Here is an 18,333-nt window from a genome sequence, read left to right as displayed (position 1 = left end):
GGTAGTCTCGTGTCAGCACCGCGCCCTGTCATCTGCCGTGCCCGTCGGCACCGGCGGATGACCCCCGCGCACTTTGTCCGCACCCGAGGAGATCCCACCGTGAAGCTCGCCGCCCGCAAGGCCACTGCCCGCAATGCCGCCGTGGCCGGACTGGCTGCCGTCGCCCTGCTGGGCGCCACCGGCTGCAGCGCCATCAACCAGCAGGCCACCACCCTGCAGTACGCCCCGTCGGACGGCATCGTGGCCAACGTCGGTGAGGCCGAGCTGCGCAACATCGCCCTGATCACCAGCGGTCCGGACACGGAGGCCCGCTACATCGGCACCATCGCCGCGGACACCTCCGAGGAGAACCTCGAGGTGAGCATCACGGTGGCCGGCACCGAGACCCGGTTCTCCGTCCCGGCCGGCGAGTCCCTCAAGCTCGAGGACCCCGCCAACGAGCAGGTCATCCCGAGCTCGGGCGGCTTCCCCGGCGGCATGGTCGAGGCGACCGTCGAGGTCACCGGCGGGGCCGAGACCGCCACCGAGCAGGTCGACGTCACCGTCCTGGACGGCACCCTGCCGGAGTACCGCCCGTTCGTGCCCGGCGGTGCGGACGCGAGCCCCGGCGCCCACCTCTACGAGACCCCGGCCGCCGAGGAAGGCGGCCACTGACCACCGCCCCACAGGGCGCCGGTCAACCAGCACGACGGCGAAGGGCCGGCACCGCACGGTGCCGGCCCTTCGCCGTCGGCGACCGGTGCCCGCGGCGTCCTGCCGTCGGGCTCCGGTCCGCGGCACCGGTGGCCGACGGACAGGCCGTCGTGTCCCCGGCGCCGGGCGCCCCTCAGGGCTCGAACTTGTAGCCGAGCCCGCGCACGGTCACGAGGTACTGCGGATGGGAGGGGTCTGGCTCGATCTTGCCGCGCAGTCGCTTGACGTGGACGTCCAGGGTCTTGGTGTCCCCCACGTAGTCCGACCCCCAGACACGGTCGATCAGCTGGCCCCGGGTCAGCACGCGGCCGGAGTTGCGCAGGAGCATCTCCAGCAGCTCGAACTCCTTCAGCGGCAGGGACACCTGCTCCCCGTTCACGGAGACGACGTGGCGCTCGATGTCCATCCGGACGGGCCCGGCCTGGACGGTCGAGCTGATGAGCTCCTCCGGCTCCCCCTGGCGGCGCAGCACCGCGCGGATGCGGGCGACCAGCTCACGGGAGGAGTAGGGCTTGGTGACGTAGTCGTCCGCACCGAGCTCCAGTCCGACCACCTTGTCGATCTCGGAGTCCTTCGCGGTGAGCATGATGACGGGGACGTTGGAGCGTTGGCGCAGCTGGCGGCAGACCTCCGTGCCGGACTGGCCGGGCAGCATCAGGTCCAGGAGCACCAGGTCGGCCCCGGCCCGGTCGAATTCCACGATCGCCTCGTGGCCGTCGGCCACGACCTCCACCTCGAAGCCCTCCTTGCCGAGCAGGTAGGACAGCGGGTCGCTGAACGACTCCTCGTCCTCCACGATCAGAATCCGGCTCACGACTGGGCTCCTTCCCCGGCGGCAGGCGCGTTGCCACCCCGTGCTTCCACTGACCTGCCGAGCTGCACACCAGCGTCGGGTTCCATCTCCGGGAGGCGGACCGTGAACGTCGAGCCCCGGCCCGGCTGTGACCAGACGGTCACTTCCCCCCCATGATTCGAGATTACATGTTTGACGATGCTCAGCCCGAGACCGGTACCGCCCGTCTGGCGCGACCTGGCGGCGTCGATCCGGTAGAACCGCTCGAAGATCCGGTCCTGTTCGTCCTCCGGGATCCCGACCCCCTGGTCGGTCACCGAGATCTGGGCCAGGCCGCGGACCGACTTCAGTCCGACACCCACCGTGGTGCCCTCCGGGGAGTAGCGCACGGCGTTGTCGATCAGGTTGCGCAGGGCGGTCATCAGCTGGTCCGGGTCCCCGTGCACCGTGGACTCGATCCGGCCGGCCACCTTGATGTCGATGTTGCGGGCCTCCGCCGGCAGCCGGGAACGGTCCACGGCCTCGCCGACCACCCGGTTGAGGTCGACCGGCTGCCCCGCCCGCACGGTGTCCTTGGCCTGGAGCCGGGACAGTTCGATGATGTCCTGCACCAGGGCGGCCAGACGGGTGGACTCCACGCTGAGCCGGCCCGCGAAGCGGCGCACGGCCTCCTCGTCGTCGGCGGCGCCGTCGATCGCCTCGGCCAGCAACGAGATGGCGCCGACCGGGGTCTTCAGCTCGTGGGAGACGTTGACCACGAAGTCGTGGCGCATGGCCTCGGTCCGGGAGATCTCCGAGCGGTCGTCGGCGAGGATCAGGATGTACTCGTCCGCCAGGGGCGCCACGCGCAGCTGCACGACGAGGATGCCCTGGCCGACCGGGCCACGGGGCAGCTCGTAGCGGCGGTCCACGATGATCCCGTCGGCACGGACGCGGTCGGTGAGCTCGAGCAGTTCGTCATGCGCCAGGCTGTGGCCCCGCACCAGGCCGAAGGCGTAGGCGGAGGGGTTGGCCCGGACCACCCCGTTGACGGCGTCGACCACCACGTAGGCCCGGCCGATCACGGACAGGACCTCGGCGGCACCGTCCGGGATGCTGGGCTCGCCCACGGTCAGGTGCACGGCGCGGCTGCGCTCGGAGATGCGGAAGGCGACCATGGACAGCACGCCCAGCACGAGGCCGATGAGGCCGCACACCACTCCAACCACCACGGGATCCGTCACGCGGTCCAGACTACCCACCGCGCACCCTGCGCCCGGCGCAGGGCATACTGGCACCGGAACGTTCCCGCGGTTCAGCGACTGTTCATCTTCCCCGGGAAGGATGACCGAGGCCCCGTGCCCCGTCCGGGGTGCCGGTGCCCTGCGCCGCCGGGACATTCCCGAGCCCATTGACCGGAAAGAGGGACCATCCATGCGTGAACTGTTCCAAGCCGACCTGAAGGCCCTGGGCGACCAGCTGGTGGAGATCGCCGGCCTGGTCCGCGAGGCCATGGAGAAGGCGCGGACCGCCTTCGAGACCGCGGACGTGGAGCTGGCCGAGGCCGTCATCTCCGAGGACGCCAGGATCGACTACCTGCAGACCTCCGTGGACGAGAAGGCCATCGAGCTGCTGGCCCTGCAGGGCCCGGTGGCCACCGACCTGCGCTCCGTGGTGGGGGCCCTGCGGATGAGCTCCTCGCTGGAGCGGATGGGCGACCTGGCCCGGCACATCGCCCAGCAGGCCCGCCGCCGCTACCCGGACCTGGCCGCCCCGGAGCCGGTCCGCGAGGACTTCCGGCAGATGGCCGACCACTGCGTGGCCGTGGCCACCGAGGTCGAGAGGCTGCTGGCCACCCACGACACGGTCCACGCCCAGGAGATCGTCAAGCACAACGTGGCCATCAACGAGCTGCACGCGAAGAACTTCAAGACCGTGAACTCGGCCGGCTGGAACGCCAGCGGTGCCACCACCGCGGACGTCACGCTGGCCTCGCGGTTCTTCGAGCGCTTCGCCGACCACGGTGTCTCGGTGGCCCGCAAGGTCACCTACCTCGCCACCGGCGAGTGGGAGCCCGTCATCGAGATCGACTGACCCGTCGCGGCCCGGGCCGCGCCCGGCCCCACCGACGACGACGGCCGTCACCCTCCGCGGAAGGTGACGGCCGTCGTCGTCGGTGCGGGATCCGGTCTACTTCTGGGCCCCCTGGGCGGCCACGGCGGCAGCGCCGGCGGCGGCGGCCTCCGGGTCCAGGTAGCGCCCGTGCGCCGTGATCGGCGTGAGGTCCTCGTCCAGCTCGTAGTACAGCGGGATGCCGGTGGGGATGTTCAGCCCGGCGATGTCCTCGTCGGAGATGCCGTCCAGGTGCTTGACCAGGGCCCGCAGCGAGTTGCCGTGGGCGGCGATGAGCACGGTCTTGCCGGCCTTGAGGTCCGGCACGATCTCGGACTCCCAGTAGGGCAGCAGGCGGGTCACCACGTCCTTGAGGCACTCGGTGCGCGGGGCGTCCTCGCCCAGGTCGGCGTAGCGCGGGTCCCCGGACTGGGACCACTCGGAGGAGTCGTCGAGCACCGGCGGCGGGGTGTCATAGGACCGGCGCCAGACCATGAACTGCTCCTCGCCGAACTCCTCGCGGATCTCGGCCTTGTCCTTGCCCTGCAGGGCGCCGTAGTGGCGCTCGTTCAGCCGCCAGTCGCGCTTGACCGGGATCCACTGCCGGTCGGCGGCCTCGAGGGCCAGGTTGGCGGTGGTGATGGCGCGCTTGAGCAGCGAGGTGTACAGCACGTCCGGCAGCAGCCCCTCCTCGGAGAGCAGCTCACCGCCGCGGACCGCCTCCCGGCGGCCCTTCTCGGTCAGGGGGACGTCCACCCAGCCGGTGAACAGGTTCTTCTCATTCCAGTCGCTCTGGCCATGCCGCAGCAGGACGAGCTTGTACGGGGTCTCAGCCATGGGCACATCCTATAGGCGGCCCGGGGCCCGGAACGGTCAGTAGCCGTAGTGCGACGGGCCTCCCCGGCCGAACATCCTCAGCTCGGTCCGCGGGCCGGCCAGGTACACGGCGGCCACGCACAGGGCCGCGATCTGGAACAGGCCGAAGCCGGCGCCGAGGCTGCTGATGGAGCCCAGGAAGGTCAGGACACCGACCACGCCGGCCACCCCGGTGAGGATCAGCCAGAACGACTTCTGCTTCTGGCCGGAGCGCTCGAACTGGTGGGCGGGCCGGGTCAGGCAGTCGCCCAGCGCCCAGACCTCGAGGACCACGGCCACCACCGACAGTGCGATGTACAACCAGTTCTCGATGGAGGTGACCAGGATCCAGGCGCTCATGGGGACAGCCTAGCGGTGGGCGCGGTTCCCGGCCGCGGCGGCGCGCAGTGCCTGCTCGAGGTCGTCCCACAGGTCGTCCACGTGCTCGATGCCGCAACTGAGCCGCAGCAGCCCGGCGGGCACGGTCCTCGGCTCCGCGGCGAAGCGCCGCCGGCGCTCGACGAGCGACTCCACCCCGCCCAGTGAGGTGGCCGGCACCCACAGCCGCAGGGCCCGCACCGCGGCGTCGGCGGCGGCCGCGGATGCGTCCTCGGCCGGCTCGGTCCCGTCCTCGCCGCTGCCGGCGGCGACCTCGACGGTCAGCACGGAGCCGAAGCCGCCGTGCATCTGCCGCGCCGCCAGGGCGTGCTGCGGGTGCCCCGCCAGTCCCGGGTAGCGCACGGCGGCGATCGGCAGGGTGCCCTCGCGCCGGGCCGCCTCCGCCCGGCGGGCCAGTTCGGCCGCGTTGGCCTGCGAGCGCTCCAGGCGCAGGGCGAGGGTCCGCATCCCGCGCAGCGCCAGGAAGGCCTCCATCGGCCCGGCGATGGCCCCGTGCAGGGTCCGGTGGGCGTGCAGCCTGGCCTGCAGCTCCGGGTCGGCGGTGACGGCCGCGCCCATCACCACGTCGGAGTGCCCGGCCAGGTACTTGGTCACCGAGTGCACCACGACGTCCGCGCCGAGGTCGAGCGGACGCTGCACCAGGGGCGTGGCGAAGGTGTTGTCCACGATGACGAGCGCCCCGGCCGCGTGCGCGGCCCCGGTGAGCGCGGGCAGGTCCGCGACCTCCAGCATCGGGTTGGTCGGGGACTCGAGCCACAGGATCGAGGCCCCCTCGAGCGCTCCGACGACCGCCACGGTGTCCGTGATGTCCACCTGGTCGACGCTCAGCCGGCCGGAGTCGCCCATGCTCTCCAACAACGAGGTCAGGCCGTTGTAGGCGTGCTGCGGGGCGATGACTCGTGAGCCGACCGGGACCAGGTGCAGTGCCGCGGCGATCGCGGCCATGCCGGAGGAGAACAGCAGGGCCGGCGTGGCCTGGGGGTCCGGCACTCCCTCGAGCGCGGCCAGCAGCTCCTCGGGCCCGTCCCAGGAGGGGTTGGACATCCGGCCGTAGACCCGGCGGTCGGCACCGCCCCCGGCCTCCCATCCCACGAAGGTGGAGGTGAGGTGCACGGGCTCGTTGACGGGCGCGTCGACCTCCTTCGCGGGACGGGCGGCACTGACCAAGAGGGTTTCGGGATGCATGGGCCACATCGTACGTCCGCCGCCGGGCCCGGGGTGTGGATCGTTCGGCACCGTGACGCCGCCGCCGGTAGGCTGGGCCGGTGACTGAGACGCCTGCTGCCGCCGTCCCCGGAGCCCGAGGGCGGGGCGTGTTCATCGCCTTCGAGGGCGGGGACGGTTCGGGCAAGTCCACCCAGGCCCGGTTGCTGGTCGATCGGCTCCGGGCCGCCGGCCACGACGTGCTGCCGACCCGCGAACCGGGCGGGACCGACATCGGTGAGCGGCTCCGCGAGCTCGTCCTGGATCCGCGGTACGCCCCCATCGATGCCGTCACCGAGGCCCTGATGTTCGCCGCCTCCCGGTCTGCGCACGTGCGCCAACTGGTGGCCCCGGCCCTGGCGGACGGGCGGATCGTGGTCACCGACCGCTACGTGGACTCCTCCGTGGCCTACCAGGGCGCCGGACGGGACCTCGGCACCGAGATGGTGGCGCAGCTGAACGAGTGGGCCACCGACGGGCTGCACCCGGACCTCACGGTCCTGCTGGACGTGGACACCGGCACGGCCGCCGCGCGGCGGGCCCTGCGCGAGCAGTCGGCCGGGGGCGCCGGGCCGGACCGGATGGAGTCCGAGCCGGAGTCCTTCCACGCGCGCATCCGGGCGGCCTTCACCGACCGGGCGGCCGCCGATCCGGGCGGGTACCTGGTGCTGGACGCCGCGCGGCCGGTTCCGGAGCTGGCCGAGGAGGTGCTGGGGCGGGTCACCGGACTCCTGGACCAGCGGGGCCGCTCCGGGGCGATGGCCACCGAAGGGACACAACCCGAAGGGAGCCGGCCATGACCGCGCCCTCCCCCGTCCCCGCGGACCAGACGACCCCGGCCGCCCTGGCGCCGGCCTGGGCCGACCTCGCCGGCCAGCAGGCCGCCGTCGAGCAGTTGTCCCGGGCCGCCGCGGCGGACCGGCCCACGCACGCCTGGCTGTTCACCGGCCCCCCGGGATCCGGCCGTTCCAACGCGGCCCGGGCCTTCGCCCAGGCGCTGCAGTGCGAGGTCGAGGACCCGGACCGGCGCGGCTGCGGCAGCTGCCACGCCTGCCTGACCGTCGCCGCCGGGACAAACGCGGACGTGAAGGTGCTGGCCACCGAGAACGTCACCTACAAGATCGACGAGGTCCGCGACCTGATCGCGCTCGCCCAGGACCGTCCCACCTCCGGGCGCTGGCGCATCTTCATCATGGAGGACGCGGACCGGATGACAGAGCGGGCCACGAACGTGCTGCTCAAGGCGATCGAGGAACCGCCCGAGCGGACCGTCTGGATGCTGTGCGCCCCCTCCCCCGCCGACGTGCTGGTCACCATCCGGTCCCGGTGCCGCCAGGTGGGCCTGCGGATCCCCGCCGTGCGGGCGGTGGCGGACCTGCTGGTGGAACGCGACGGCCTGGACCCGGAGCTGGCCCTGTTCGCCGCCCGGGCCTCCCAGTCCCACGTGGGCATGGCCCGGCGCCTGGCCCGGGACGAGGGATCGCGGTCCCGCCGCGAGTCCGTGGTGCACCTGCCCCTGCGCGTCAAGGCCACCTCGGACGCCGTGGCGATGGCCAAGGAGCTCGTGGAGGTCACCCAGCAGGAGGCCGCCTCCTCCGCCGAGGTCCGCAATGCCGAGGAGCGGCGCAACCTGCTGCGGTCACTCGGCCTGGCAGAGGACGAGAAGGTCCCGGCGAAGCTGCGTCACCACGTCAAGAGGCTCGAGGACGCCCAGACGGCGCGGAACAAGCGTGCCGTGCACGACACCCTGGACCGGGCCATGATCGACCTCACGGGACTGTTCCGGGACGTGCTGGCCCTGCAGCTGGGCACCGACGCCGAACTGGTCAACGAGCACCTGCGCGACGAGCTGGCCTCCTATGCCCGGGCCGCCTCCCCGGAACGCACCGTGGAGCGGATCGACGCCGTCTCCACGGCCCGGCGCCGGCTGGCCGGCAACGTCCCGCCCCTGCTGGCGCTGGAGGCGATGGCCACCAGCTTCCTGCCGGACCGGATCCTCGACCGACGACCGCCCGACCATCCCTGAGAGGCCCCGCGTGCGCCAGAGTCCCCGTGCTTCCCTCCGCCCCCTCGGCAGCAGTCCCGGCCGTCCGGTGCCCCTGCTCGCCGGCCTGTTGGCCGCGGGACTGTTCCTGACCGGTTGCACCCCCGATGGCGGGGCCGGTGGTGGGACGGGCACCGGCACGGAGGGGACCACGCCGGGAGGCGGGCAGGAGGCCACCGGCGGGACCACCGGCCCCGGGACGGCCGCCCCCGGGGAGGTGCCCGACGGCCTCGGGGAGTACTACGACCAGGATCTGCAGTGGCAGGACTGTGAGCAGGACCAGGGCGGCTTCGAGTGCGCGACCGCCCGCGCCCCGCTGGACTACGCCGACCCGGGCGGGGACAGCATCGACCTGGCCCTGGTCCGCTCGGCCGGGGCCGGGGAGGACGCCCCGCACCTGCTGGTCAATCCCGGCGGGCCGGGCGTCTCCGGCGTGGACATGGTGGTCGAGGGTCTGGACTACGCCGTCTCGGCGGACGTCCGGGAGCACTACACGGTGGTCGGCTTCGATCCCCGCGGCGTGTCCCGCTCCGCCCCGGTCACCTGCCTGACGGACGAGGAGATGGACGAGGCCCGGGAGGGCCACATCGACCCCTCCACGGACGAGGGACTCGACCAGCTGCGCGAGTCCGCGCGCGAGTTCGCCGAGGCCTGTGAGGAGCACACCGGGGAGGTCCTGGGTCACGTGGACACCGAGAGCTCGGCACGGGACCTGGACCTGTTGCGCGCGGTGCTCGGGGACGACCGGCTGAACTTCCTGGGCTTCTCCTACGGCACCGACCTGGGGGCCACCTACGCGGGGCTGTTCCCGCAGAACGTGGGACGCATGGTGCTGGACGGCGCCATGGACCCGTCCCTGCCCGAGTCCGAGGTGACGCTGGCCCAGGCCGCGTCCTACGAGGAGGCGCTGGCGTCCTGGGCGGAGTACTGCCTGGCCGGCAGCGACTGCCCCCTCTCCGGGACCCCGGAGGACGCCGTGGCCCAGGTCCGGCGCCTTCTGGAGCAGGTGGAGCAGTCCCCGATGACCGCCTCGGACGGACGCCAGGTGCCGGCCAGCACGTTCGTGTCCGGGATGATCCTCGCGCTGAACGCCGACGAGAGCTGGCCCGTGCTGACCAGGGCCGTCCAGGACGCCCTGGACGGCAACCCCGACCTGATGCTGCACCTGGCGGACCTGGGTGCCGGACGGGACGAGGACGGCACGTACGACTCGAACGTCACCGCGGCGATCACCGCCGTGAAGTGCCTCGACGGGCCGGCACCGGCGGACACGCAGGTCCTGCGCGAGCAGGCCGCGGAGCTGGACGAGGCCTCCCCGACCCTCGGCCGGTTCCTGGCCTACTCCGGGCTGTACTGCGCCGTGTGGCCCGAGGCCCCGGTGAGCGAACCGGCTCCGGCCAGCGCTCCGGGTGCGGCGCCCATCGTGGTCGTCGGCACCACCGGGGACACCGCGACCCCCTATGAGTGGGCCTCGGTCCTGGCCGACCAGCTGGAGTCGGCCGTCCTGGTGACCTGGGAGGGCCAGGGCCACACCGCCTACGGTCGGGCCGGGGACTGCATCGAGGACGCCGTGGACGCCTACCTCGTGGAGGGGACCGTGCCCGAGGACGGGCTGACCTGCCCCTGACGCCCCCGGGTCCGTGACCGGCCGGCGGCCGGTGGCGGTGGGTGGTGGCGGTGACCGGTTCAGGTGGCCGGTGCAGGTGGCCGGTCGGGGACGAGCCCCGTCAGCGGCCCCGGACCAGCGCCGGGATGTCCCGGACGGAGGGCACGACGGCGGTGGCACCGGCCGCCGTCAGCGCCGGCCCGTCGTGGTAGCCGGAGAGCACGCCGACCGTGAGCCCGGCCCCCGCGCGCCGGCCGGCACGGATGTCCCCGACCGTGTCTCCCGCGACGAGCACGGAGCGGACGTCGTCCAGGTCCAGGGCCAGCAGGGCGGTGAGGATCATGTCCGGGTAGGGCACGCCCCGGCCGGCGTCCGAGGGGCACAGGCTCAGGTCCGAGACGCCCATCCACCCCAGGGACTCCAGGATCATGTTCTGCGTGTGCCGGGCGAAGCCGGTGGTCAGCACGATCTTCATCCCCGCCTCGCGCAGTTCGGCCATGGCCTCGGCGGCCCCCGGCACCGGCCGCACCCCGCGCTCGGCGAGCAACTCGTCGTAGGCGGTCTCGAAGCGCCGGTTGGCCCGCCGGGCGACGACCGCGTCATCGCTGAAGATCGAGCGGAAGACCTCGTGGCGGGGGGTGCCGCGGGACCGCCGGAAGTAACCCACCATCGCGTCATGCCGGGGGCCGCCCGGTTCGATCCCCTCCTCGCGGAGGGCCGTGCTGAACGCGTCGTCCTGCAGGCCGCCCTCCTCGACCGTGGTGCCGGACATGTCGAGCACGGCCAGCCTCAGGGGGCGCGCCGGTTCCAGGCCAGGCCCCGGACGGGTGGTGGAGGGCATCGTCACGTCCGTTCTCCCCTCGACGACGGCCCGGGCAGGTGCCGGGGTCTCGTTCATGGTCGTCCCACTCCACCGCACCTAGCTGTCCGGGGGTTGGCCGTGAAGTGAACGTCATCTGTGGGTTGTGGACCGCACCGGGCACCCGGATCCTCCCCATCCAACAAGCGCGCCATGACACGCTTTGCCCGGCAGGCCACCCTGCCGCTACCATGGACAGCCGTGGCACTCGCACGGCGGGCGCCACGGTAACGCCTCCTTAGCTCAGCTGGCCAGAGCAGCTCCCTCGTAAAGAGCAGGTCGCCGGTTCGAATCCGGCAGGGGGCTCCAGGAAACCTCCCCGAGACGGCTCACGCCGCTCGGGGAGGTTTTTTCATGCCGTGAGGTGCGTTCCACGGCGTGATCGTGCGCCTGATCCTCCAGCGATCCTTGCATACCCCGGGGGGTATGCAGCATACTGGGTGCACGGGTCACGCCCGCGAATCCATAGACCCTTGAGGAGCAGCCTTGTCCGAGATCACCATCACCGAGGCCGACCAGCGCCGAGCCCAGGACCAGGTCCTGGACGTCCGGGAGGACTTCGAGGTTGCCGAGGGAATGATCCCCGGCGCCATCCACATCCCCATGGGCCAGTTGGGCACGCGCCTGGACGAGCTGGACCGGACACGGCCGGTGATCGTGGTGTGCCGCAGCGGCAGTCGCAGCGCCCGGGTGGCCGAGGCCCTCGAGGCGGCCGGTTACGCCGCGGACACCATGGGCGGCGGGATGGTCGCCTGGCAGGGCGCCGGCCTGCCGGCGGGTTGACCCACGGCCCCGGGGCCTGCCCCTCGGCACCCGGAGTGCGTGGTCAACGCCCAGGGCGGAGCGTCTCTGCTTCCTCGACCGCCGCGATGACCTTCTCGGCCCGGCGTCCCACGGACTGCAGGGAGGACTGGCCGAGCCGGAACATGGCGGCCGCCTGCGCCGTGGTGGCCAGGTCGTTGGCGGCCCGGGACAGCACCCGGTGCAGGTCAGAGACGGGCGCCGGGACCTCCATCCCGTGCTCGGGGTGCTCCCGCCGGGCCTCGACGCACAGCCGCCGGACCCGCGGCAGCAGCTCGGCCAGCACGTTCCCGGCGTTCACCAGCCCGTTCATCTCGTCCTGCGGGATGCTCCCGCTGCGCTGCGCCTCGTCCACGACCTGCCAATACCGGTCCAGGGACCGGGCGAACCAGTCGTAACAGCGGCGCCACAGGTCGGTGCCGAGCTCACGATCGTCCTTCCGCCGCTGGCGCCCGCGTGCGAACGGCCCGGCCATCACGGGCGGTGCCGCTGCGCGCCGGAGTGCACGGCGTCCGCGGCGGCGGCCTCGGTGACGAGCAGCACCTTGCCGGTGCGGTCCGCCTCCTCGAAACGGTCCTGGGCCTGTGCCGCACGGTCCAGGGGGAAGGCGGTGTCCGTCGTCGTGCGGATCTTCCCGGCGCTGACCAGCGGCCAGCACTGGTCGCGGACCTGACGCATGATCTCCGCCTTCTCCTGCACCGGACGCGGCCGCAGCAGGGTCCCGGTCACCGAGCCGTTGACGCCCATCAGCCTCCCGAGCGGCAGGGTCCCCGAGCCCCCGCCCTGCAGGCCGATGACCACCAGGCGGCCGCCCCGGGCCAGGGCGTCGACGTTGCGCTCCAGGTACTTCGCCCCGATGACGTCCAGGATGACGTCCGCGCCGTGCCCACCGGTGATCTCGCGCACGCGCTCCACGAAGTCCTCCTCGCGATGATTGATGGCGGCCTCAGCCCCCAGCTCGAGGCAGCGCTCGACCTTCTCCGGGCTGCCGGCGGTGGCCAGCGGACGCGCCCCCAGCGCGGCCAGCAGCTGCAGGGCGAAGGAGCCGATGCCCCCGGTGCCGCCGTGGACGAGGACCCAGTCCCCGGCCTGGACGCCCGCCTCCATCACGAGGTTGGACCAGCACGTGGCGGCCACCTCGGGCAGGCCGGCCGCATCGATGAGGGAGACGCCGTCGGGCACCGGGACCACCTGTCCCTCGGGGACCGCGACGTACTCGGCGTACCCCCCGCCGGTGAGCAGGGCGCAGACGGGCGTGCCGAACTCCCAGGGCCCGACGCCGGCCCCGGTCTCCTCGATCGTCCCGGAGACCTCCAGCCCCGGCCCGTCCGGGGCACCGGGAGGCACCGGGTAGTTCCCCGCCCTCTGCAGCAGGTCCGCCCGGTTGATGCCGGCGGCGTGCACCCGGATGAGCACCTCCCCCGGTCCCGCGACGGGGATCTGGGAGTCGACGACGGCCACGACCTCACGACCACCGGCGCCGGTGTAGGAGATGGCCTGCATGGTCGGGTGGGACGCGTCCCGGGGCTGCGTGGTCATGGTTCCTCCGTGGCTGTGGGCAGTCGGTGCGCGCCGGACGCGCGCGGGCAGGGCTCCGTCCATGATCTACCGTCAGGCGGGTTCCCTGCCACCCGCGCGGCAACCGGGCGCCGGCCGTCTAGACTGGACCTTCTGGATGGTTGTCCGAGCGGCCGAAGGAGCTGGTCTTGAAAACCAGTGTGCGGTAACCCCGTGCCAAGGGTTCGAATCCCTTACCATCCGCTCTCCGTGGCATCACGCGCCGCATGCTCCCCTGTCAGGCCTGGAACTGGTCCGCCGGTCCACGGCACCTGGCGTATGCCCTCCCGTTATTTTCGGCGTCACCGAGACTTCATGCGGGGGTGGTGCGATGATGGGACCGTCGTCTTTCTCGGACGGCGGTCGTCCACGCCGGAATCAGCCCCGTCGCCGGCTGGAACGCACCGTTTCTGGGGCACCAGAGGAACCACAGACTGATGCAGCCAAGGAAATCCTTGCTGGCCGGTGTGCTCACCGCGGGGCTCGTCATCGCCCCTGCGGCAGCGCTCCCGGCCTCCGCCGACACCACCGTCCCCACCGTGACCGCCGAGGAGGCCATCGAGGCCGCCGCCGTCCCGGCCGCCGAGGGCACGGAGAAGATCTCGCTCCTGAGCTTCAACGACTTCCACGGCGCCCTGTCCCCCGACTTCTCCGGCACGCAGTTCGCCGACACCGTGGAGGACTATCGCGCCGCGTTCGAGGCCGCCCAGGGTGAGGGATCCACCCTGTTCACCAGCGCCGGGGACCTGATCGGCGCCTCGGCCTCGGTGTCCAACGTCCAGCAGGACGAACCGACGCTGGAGGTCATGAACGCCCTCGGCCTGGACGTCTCGGCCGCCGGCAACCACGAGTTCGACAAGGGCCTGGACGACCTGCAGGACCGCGTGCTGGAGATCGCGGACTTCGACATCCTGGCCGCGAACTTCGTGGACCCGGGGACCAAGGACCCGGTCCTGTCCTCCCACGAGGTGTTCGAGGTGGGCGGCGTGACGGTCGCCGTGATCGGTGCCGTGCCGAACAACCTCTACGCCACCACCACCGGCGCCGGCCTCGAGGGCAACGAGGTCCCGTACCACGTGGATGCCGTCAACCAGGTTGCCCGGATGCTCTCGGACGGCGTCGATGAGGAAGACAACGAGGAGGCCGACATCATCGTGGCCTCCTACCACGACGGTGCCGACGGCAACGGCTCGCTCGAGGAGGAGACCGCCCGCTCCGAGGTCTTCGAGCGCATCGTCAACGACACCGACCCGGCGGTGGACGTGATCTTCAACGGCCACTCCCACCAGGCCTACAACTACGCCACCACCGTCCCCACCGAGGACGGCCCCAAGAACCGCCCGGTGGTGCAGGCCGGCCAGTCCGGCAACCTGCTCGCCGCCGTCGAGCTCGAGATCGACGCCGAGACCTCCGAGGTCCTCGGATACGAGTCCTCGCTGATCGAGCAGTCGGAACAGGACGCCGCAGCCGCAGCCGCGGAGTCCGAGGCCACCGCCGCCGTCTACGCCCTAGAGCAGGCGGCCGTCGCGGAGTTCGAGGAGCTGCAGAAGACCGAGATCGGTGAGATCGACGCGTCGATCACCACCGACTACCCGGTGCGCATCGCGGAATCGGGCTCCTGGCGCGCCGGCGGCACCCGGCGCCAGGAGACCACCCTGGGCAACTGGGCCGCCAACGCCCTCAAGGACAGGGTCGCCCTGTCCAACCCCGCCGTCGACCTGGGCGTGACCAACTCCGGCGGCCTGCGCGCCGAACTGCTGTACGACCGGTTCACCGCCGGCGGTGAGTTCACCGCCAAGCCGACCGCCGCGCACGGCAAGGTGACCCTCGGCGAGGTCCTCGACTTCGCACCGTTCGGCAACACCCTGGTCTACTTCGACCTCCCGGGCTCCTCGATCAAGCAGGTCCTCGAGGAGAACTGGCAGAACGGCCAGAAGACCAACCACCTGGGCTGGTCCGAGGAGCTGACCTACACCTTCGACGAGTCCCGTGCCCAGGACGACAAGGTCACCGGGATCTGGATCGGCGGCGAGCCGGTGGAGATGGACCAGATGTACACCATCGCCACCCTGTCCTTCCTGGGTGACACCTCCTGGGTCGGCACAGGCAACCCCGCCCCCGACGGCTACGAGGGCTTCGCCACCGGCCAGCAGGGCTACGTCGACCTGGGCATCATGGACAACCAGGCGTACCAGGAGTACATCCAGGCGCAGACCGCCGCCACCGGTGACATCCGCCCGGACTTCTCCAAGAACTCCGTGCAAGTGACCGGCGCCCCCGAGACGGTGGCCCCCGGTGAGGAGATCGTCCTGACCCTGGACGATCTCGAGTTGGACTCCGACGGCGCCGGGGACGCCACCGGCGTCGCCGTGGCCTTCGAGGCCGCCGACGGCACGGTGACCGAGCTCGGCTCCCAGGACATCGCCGCCGAGGGCGAGACCGTCACCCTCGCCGGGATCTCCGCTCCCGGGACCGCGGCCGAGGGCACCCTGGTCATGACCGTGACCTACGACGACCGGTACGCCTCCACCTCCGAGGTGCGCCTCCCGCTCAGCGTCACCGGCACCGGTCAGCCGGATGCCGGCACGGACAACCCGAACAAGGGGCCCGGCAACAACAGCGGCCGGGACAACCCGAACAGGGGCCCCGGCAACAACAGCGGCAACCATGACGGCGGCCGCGCCCCCGGTGAGAACCAGGGCAACGGCACGGGCCCGCGCTCGTCCTGATCCGACGCACTGACATGGACGGAACACCGGCCGTGACGGTGATGCCCCCGGGATCCGTCCCCGGGGGCATTGCCGTCCCCGGGCCCGGCCGGAGGGTACCGCGCCGCCGTCCACCCGCGGCCAACCGCTGGACACCGGCCGTTCAGCGTCACATGTGACCATGTCAACCGTCCTTCACCGCTCGCACCCCACCGAAAGTGACTCCATGAAGACCACCCACCGACTGACCGCCGTCGGGGCCTCGCTGGCCCTGCTCGCCGCGGCCGTCGTCGTCCCCGCCCAGGCCTCACCGGCGGGTGACGACGTCGTCATCAGCGAGGCCTACACGAACGGCGGGTCGGCCAACGCCGTCTACACGCACAAGTTCGTCGAGCTCTACAACCCCACGGACTCCCCGGTCTCCCTGGAGGGCTGGTCCCTGCAGTACCGCTCCTCCGGCGGCAGCTCGGCCCCGACCGGCGTCGTGCGGCTCTCCGGCACGATCCCCGCCCAGGGGTACTACCTGGTCCAGGGCAGCTCGAACGGCTCCGCCGGCCAGGCCCTGCCCGCCCCGGATGCCACCACGGGCGTGTCCTTCTCCGGCACCAGCGGGACCCTGGTGCTCTCCGACCAGTCCGCGGCCCTGACGGGACTGTCGACCGGTTCGGTCCTCTCCGGCCAGGACGAGCGCGTGGTCGACCTGCTGGGTTACGGTTCCTCGAACACCTTCGAGACCGCCGCGGCGCAGTCCCCGTCCGCGAACTCGGACCCGAGGTCGATGAACCGTGCCGCCGGCGGTGTGGACACGGACGACAACGCAGCCGACTTCAGCCTCTACGGGACCGTGACGCCGACGAACTCCACCTCGGAACCGGGCGACCCCGGTGACCCGGCCGACCCGGTCGACCCGGCACCCGGGGATCCCGTCACCCCCACCGAGGTCACCCCCATCGCCCGGATCCAGGGCACCGGGGAGGCCACCCCGCTGGCCGGGCAGGTCGTGACGACGCGCGGCGTGGTCACCGCGGTGTACTCCACCGGCGGCTACGACAGCTACTACCTGCAGACCGCCGGCACCGGCGGTGACGCCGGCGACGGTGACGGAGGCGGAGGCGGAGGCGGTGGAGAAGCCTCGGACGGCATCTTCGTCTACTCGCGGGACACCGTGGACGACGTCGCCCTCGGCGACCACGTCCAGGTCACGGGCACGGCCGGCGAGTACTACGCCCTGACCCAGTTGACCGTGGCCGACGGCGGCGTGGAGGTCCTCGACGAGGACGCCGCCGTGGAACCCACGGAACTGGAGTTCCCGCTCACCGAGGCCGAGAAGGAGGCCCACGAGGGCATGCTCCTCGCTCCCGTGGGTGACTGGACGATCACGGACAACTACGACGTCAACACCTACGGCTCGCTGGGCATCGTGCCCGGGGACAGCCCGCTGCTGAACCCGACGACGGTCGCCAAGCCGGGTGCCGCGGCCCAGGCCGTGAGGGCCGAGAACGACGAGAAGCTCATCGTCCTCGACGACGGCGCCGGCACGAACTTCATGCGCTCCCCCGGGAACCAGAACGCCCTGCCGTACCTGGACCTGGACGACCCGGTGCGCGTGGGCTCCGGTGTCGACTTCACCACCCCGGTGATCCTGGACTTCCGCTACGGCGCCTGGAGCTTCCAGCCGCTGGCGCACCTGACGGACGAGAACGCCGACCAGGTCCAGCCCGCCCGGTTCGAGGACACCCGGACCGGGGAGGAGGCGCCCGCCGAGGTCGGCGGCACCGTCTCCGTGGCCACGTTCAACGTGCTGAACTACTTCACCACCCTGGGGAACCGGTTCGAGTCCTGCGAGGCCTACGAGGACCGCGAGGGCAACCCCATCACGACCAATCGGTGTGATCCCCGCGGTGCCTACGACGAGGTCAACCTCGAACGCCAGCAGGCCAAGATCGTCGAGGCCGTCAACGGGCTGGACGCCTCGGTCATCGGCCTCGAGGAGATCGAGAACTCCGCGGTGTTCGGACAGGACCGGGACCACTCGCTGGCCACCCTGGTCGAGGCGCTGAACGCCGACGCCGGCCGGGAGAAGTGGGCGTATGCCAAGACTCCCTCGGTGACCCCGGACCTGGCCTCCCAGGACGTCATCCGCAACGCCTTCATCTACCAGCCCGAGGTCGTGGAGACGGTCGGGGAGTCGGTGATCCTCGACGACCAGGTCGCCTTCGACAACGCCCGCGAGCCGCTGGCGCAGGTGTTCCAGGCCGTGGACGGGGATGAGTCCACCCGGTTCATCGCCATCACCAACCACTTCAAGTCCAAGGGCTCGGGCTCCGGCGCGGGCAACACGGACATCGGCGACGGCCAGGGTGCCTCCAACGCGGACCGCGTGGCCCAGGCCGAGGCCCTGGTCGCCTTCGCGGCGCAGCTGCAGGACGAGACCGGCGTGGTGAAGGTCCTGCTCATCGGCGACTTCAACTCCTACGAGAAGGAGGACCCCATCCGGGTCATGGAGGACGCCGGGTACGTCTCGCAGGCCCCGAAGACCGGTGAGCACACCTACGCCTTCGACGGCTCGGTCGGCTCCCTGGACGGCATCCTCACCAACGCCGCCGCCGAGGCCACAGTGACCGGTGCCGACGTCTGGGACATCAACGCCGACGAGTCCGTGGCCCTGGAGTACTCGCGCTACAACTACGTCAACGAGATGCTCTACGCCGCGGACCAGTGGCG

Annotated in this window: 16 protein-coding genes and 2 tRNA genes; 10 read left to right on the top strand and 8 right to left on the bottom strand. The window is 71.9% G+C overall.

Features of this window, described 5'->3' with window-relative positions; translation table 11 throughout:
- The first annotated feature begins 99 nt into the window (after positions 1 to 99).
- Positions 100 to 654 carry a hypothetical protein gene (locus PLJ28_RS10840; RefSeq protein ID WP_183523331.1) on the top strand — a complete coding sequence of 185 codons (555 nt, stop codon included), beginning with the start codon at positions 100 to 102 and terminating at the stop codon, positions 652 to 654.
- Positions 655 to 826: 172 nt separating this feature from the next.
- Here the strand turns inward: PLJ28_RS10840 and PLJ28_RS10835 are convergent, their stop codons facing one another.
- Both PLJ28_RS10835 and PLJ28_RS10830 read right to left on the bottom strand, forming a co-directional pair.
- Positions 827 to 1,507 (bottom strand): winged helix-turn-helix domain-containing protein, encoded by a 681-nt coding sequence (locus PLJ28_RS10835; protein ID WP_183523329.1) that lies wholly within the window; start codon positions 1,505 to 1,507, stop codon positions 827 to 829.
- Positions 1,504 to 2,643, bottom strand: coding sequence for a sensor histidine kinase (locus tag PLJ28_RS10830; protein ID WP_255459495.1), 1,140 nt, complete (start codon positions 2,641 to 2,643; stop codon positions 1,504 to 1,506). Before PLJ28_RS10830 ends, PLJ28_RS10835 begins: the two co-directional genes overlap by 4 nt.
- A gap of 256 nt (positions 2,644 to 2,899) precedes the next feature.
- On the opposite strand from PLJ28_RS10830, the gene phoU reads away from it, so the two are divergent.
- On the top strand, positions 2,900 to 3,559 hold the full coding sequence (gene phoU, locus PLJ28_RS10825) for a phosphate signaling complex protein PhoU (RefSeq protein WP_183523325.1): 660 nt from the start codon (positions 2,900 to 2,902) through the stop codon (positions 3,557 to 3,559).
- A gap of 96 nt (positions 3,560 to 3,655) precedes the next feature.
- Here the strand turns inward: phoU and PLJ28_RS10820 are convergent, their stop codons facing one another.
- The 3 genes from PLJ28_RS10820 to PLJ28_RS10810 are packed head-to-tail and all read right to left on the bottom strand — an operon-like array spanning position 3,656 to position 6,016.
- Positions 3,656 to 4,414 (bottom strand): phosphoglyceromutase, encoded by a 759-nt coding sequence (locus PLJ28_RS10820; RefSeq protein ID WP_298044438.1) that lies wholly within the window; start codon positions 4,412 to 4,414, stop codon positions 3,656 to 3,658.
- Between the two features lie 36 nt (positions 4,415 to 4,450).
- On the bottom strand, positions 4,451 to 4,792 hold the full coding sequence (locus PLJ28_RS10815) for a DUF2516 family protein (protein ID WP_298044436.1): 342 nt from the start codon (positions 4,790 to 4,792) through the stop codon (positions 4,451 to 4,453).
- 9 nt (positions 4,793 to 4,801) lie between these two features.
- Positions 4,802 to 6,016, bottom strand: a complete 1,215-nt coding sequence (locus tag PLJ28_RS10810) for a trans-sulfuration enzyme family protein (protein ID WP_324590113.1) — start codon at positions 6,014 to 6,016, stop codon at positions 4,802 to 4,804.
- Between the two features lie 80 nt (positions 6,017 to 6,096).
- On the opposite strand from PLJ28_RS10810, the gene tmk reads away from it, so the two are divergent.
- From tmk to PLJ28_RS10795, 3 genes are read left to right on the top strand one after another with little or no spacing between them, the layout of a single operon-like run.
- On the top strand, positions 6,097 to 6,834 hold the full coding sequence (gene tmk / locus PLJ28_RS10805; RefSeq protein ID WP_324590112.1) for a dTMP kinase: 738 nt from the start codon (positions 6,097 to 6,099) through the stop codon (positions 6,832 to 6,834).
- The gene (locus PLJ28_RS10800) at positions 6,831 to 8,060 is read left to right on the top strand and encodes a DNA polymerase III subunit delta' (RefSeq protein WP_324590111.1); all 1,230 of its coding nucleotides are present in this window, start codon (positions 6,831 to 6,833) and stop codon (positions 8,058 to 8,060) included. The genes tmk and PLJ28_RS10800 overlap by 4 nt, the downstream gene beginning before the upstream one ends.
- Before the next feature lie 10 nt (positions 8,061 to 8,070).
- The gene (locus PLJ28_RS10795; RefSeq protein ID WP_324590110.1) at positions 8,071 to 9,705 is read left to right on the top strand and encodes an alpha/beta hydrolase; all 1,635 of its coding nucleotides are present in this window, start codon (positions 8,071 to 8,073) and stop codon (positions 9,703 to 9,705) included.
- 100 nt (positions 9,706 to 9,805) lie between these two features.
- Here the strand turns inward: PLJ28_RS10795 and PLJ28_RS10790 are convergent, their stop codons facing one another.
- The gene (locus tag PLJ28_RS10790) at positions 9,806 to 10,582 is read right to left on the bottom strand and encodes an HAD family hydrolase (RefSeq protein ID WP_324590109.1); all 777 of its coding nucleotides are present in this window, start codon (positions 10,580 to 10,582) and stop codon (positions 9,806 to 9,808) included.
- A 193-nt stretch (positions 10,583 to 10,775) separates the two neighbouring features.
- Between PLJ28_RS10790 and PLJ28_RS10785 the strand changes: the two genes are divergently transcribed.
- Both PLJ28_RS10785 and PLJ28_RS10780 read left to right on the top strand, forming a co-directional pair.
- Positions 10,776 to 10,852: transfer RNA gene (locus PLJ28_RS10785), tRNA-Thr, on the top strand.
- A 177-nt stretch (positions 10,853 to 11,029) separates the two neighbouring features.
- Positions 11,030 to 11,326 carry a rhodanese-like domain-containing protein gene (locus PLJ28_RS10780; RefSeq protein ID WP_298044418.1) on the top strand — a complete coding sequence of 99 codons (297 nt, stop codon included), beginning with the start codon at positions 11,030 to 11,032 and terminating at the stop codon, positions 11,324 to 11,326.
- Between the two features lie 43 nt (positions 11,327 to 11,369).
- Here the strand turns inward: PLJ28_RS10780 and PLJ28_RS10775 are convergent, their stop codons facing one another.
- Positions 11,370 to 11,819, bottom strand: a complete 450-nt coding sequence (locus tag PLJ28_RS10775; protein WP_298044414.1) for a hypothetical protein — start codon at positions 11,817 to 11,819, stop codon at positions 11,370 to 11,372.
- Entirely contained in the window at positions 11,819 to 12,883 is a 1,065-nt protein-coding gene (locus PLJ28_RS10770) for an NAD(P)H-quinone oxidoreductase (RefSeq protein ID WP_298044412.1), read from the bottom strand. The genes PLJ28_RS10775 and PLJ28_RS10770 overlap by 1 nt, the downstream gene beginning before the upstream one ends.
- 134 nt (positions 12,884 to 13,017) lie before the next feature.
- Here PLJ28_RS10770 and PLJ28_RS10765 point away from each other — a divergent pair.
- From PLJ28_RS10765 to PLJ28_RS10755, 3 genes are all read left to right on the top strand, one after another.
- A tRNA-Ser gene (locus PLJ28_RS10765) sits at positions 13,018 to 13,105 on the top strand.
- 233 nt (positions 13,106 to 13,338) lie between these two features.
- Positions 13,339 to 15,630, top strand: a complete 2,292-nt coding sequence (locus tag PLJ28_RS10760; protein WP_298044410.1) for a bifunctional metallophosphatase/5'-nucleotidase — start codon at positions 13,339 to 13,341, stop codon at positions 15,628 to 15,630.
- Between the two features lie 205 nt (positions 15,631 to 15,835).
- Positions 15,836 to 18,333: ExeM/NucH family extracellular endonuclease (locus tag PLJ28_RS10755; RefSeq protein WP_324590108.1), on the top strand; the 2,498-nt coding region annotated here is incomplete at its 3' end.

It is taken from the genome of Citricoccus sp. (genome assembly GCF_035445025.1).
GTDB lineage: Bacteria > Actinomycetota > Actinomycetes > Actinomycetales > Micrococcaceae > Citricoccus.
This window is presented reverse-complemented; position numbering and strand designations above follow the sequence as displayed.

Bases quoted from the DNA above. Each gene is read 5' to 3' on its own strand.
- PLJ28_RS10775 (WP_298044414.1), bottom strand. From the start codon at position 11,819: ATGGCCGGGCCGTTCGCACGCGGGCGCCAGCGGCGGAAGGACGATCGT.
- PLJ28_RS10790 (WP_324590109.1), bottom strand. From the start codon at position 10,582: ATGAACGAGACCCCGGCACCTGCCCGGGCCGTCGTCGAGGGGAGAACG.
- PLJ28_RS10820 (WP_298044438.1), bottom strand. From the start codon at position 4,414: ATGGCTGAGACCCCGTACAAGCTCGTCCTGCTGCGGCATGGCCAGAGC.
- PLJ28_RS10815 (WP_298044436.1), bottom strand. From the start codon at position 4,792: ATGAGCGCCTGGATCCTGGTCACCTCCATCGAGAACTGGTTGTACATC.
- PLJ28_RS10800 (WP_324590111.1), top strand. From the start codon at position 6,831: ATGACCGCGCCCTCCCCCGTCCCCGCGGACCAGACGACCCCGGCCGCC.
- PLJ28_RS10770 (WP_298044412.1), bottom strand. From the start codon at position 12,883: ATGACCACGCAGCCCCGGGACGCGTCCCACCCGACCATGCAGGCCATC.
- PLJ28_RS10830 (WP_255459495.1), bottom strand. From the start codon at position 2,643: ATGGTCGCCTTCCGCATCTCCGAGCGCAGCCGCGCCGTGCACCTGACC.
- PLJ28_RS10810 (WP_324590113.1), bottom strand. From the start codon at position 6,016: ATGCATCCCGAAACCCTCTTGGTCAGTGCCGCCCGTCCCGCGAAGGAG.
- phoU (WP_183523325.1), top strand. From the start codon at position 2,900: ATGCGTGAACTGTTCCAAGCCGACCTGAAGGCCCTGGGCGACCAGCTG.
- PLJ28_RS10760 (WP_298044410.1), top strand. From the start codon at position 13,339: ATGCAGCCAAGGAAATCCTTGCTGGCCGGTGTGCTCACCGCGGGGCTC.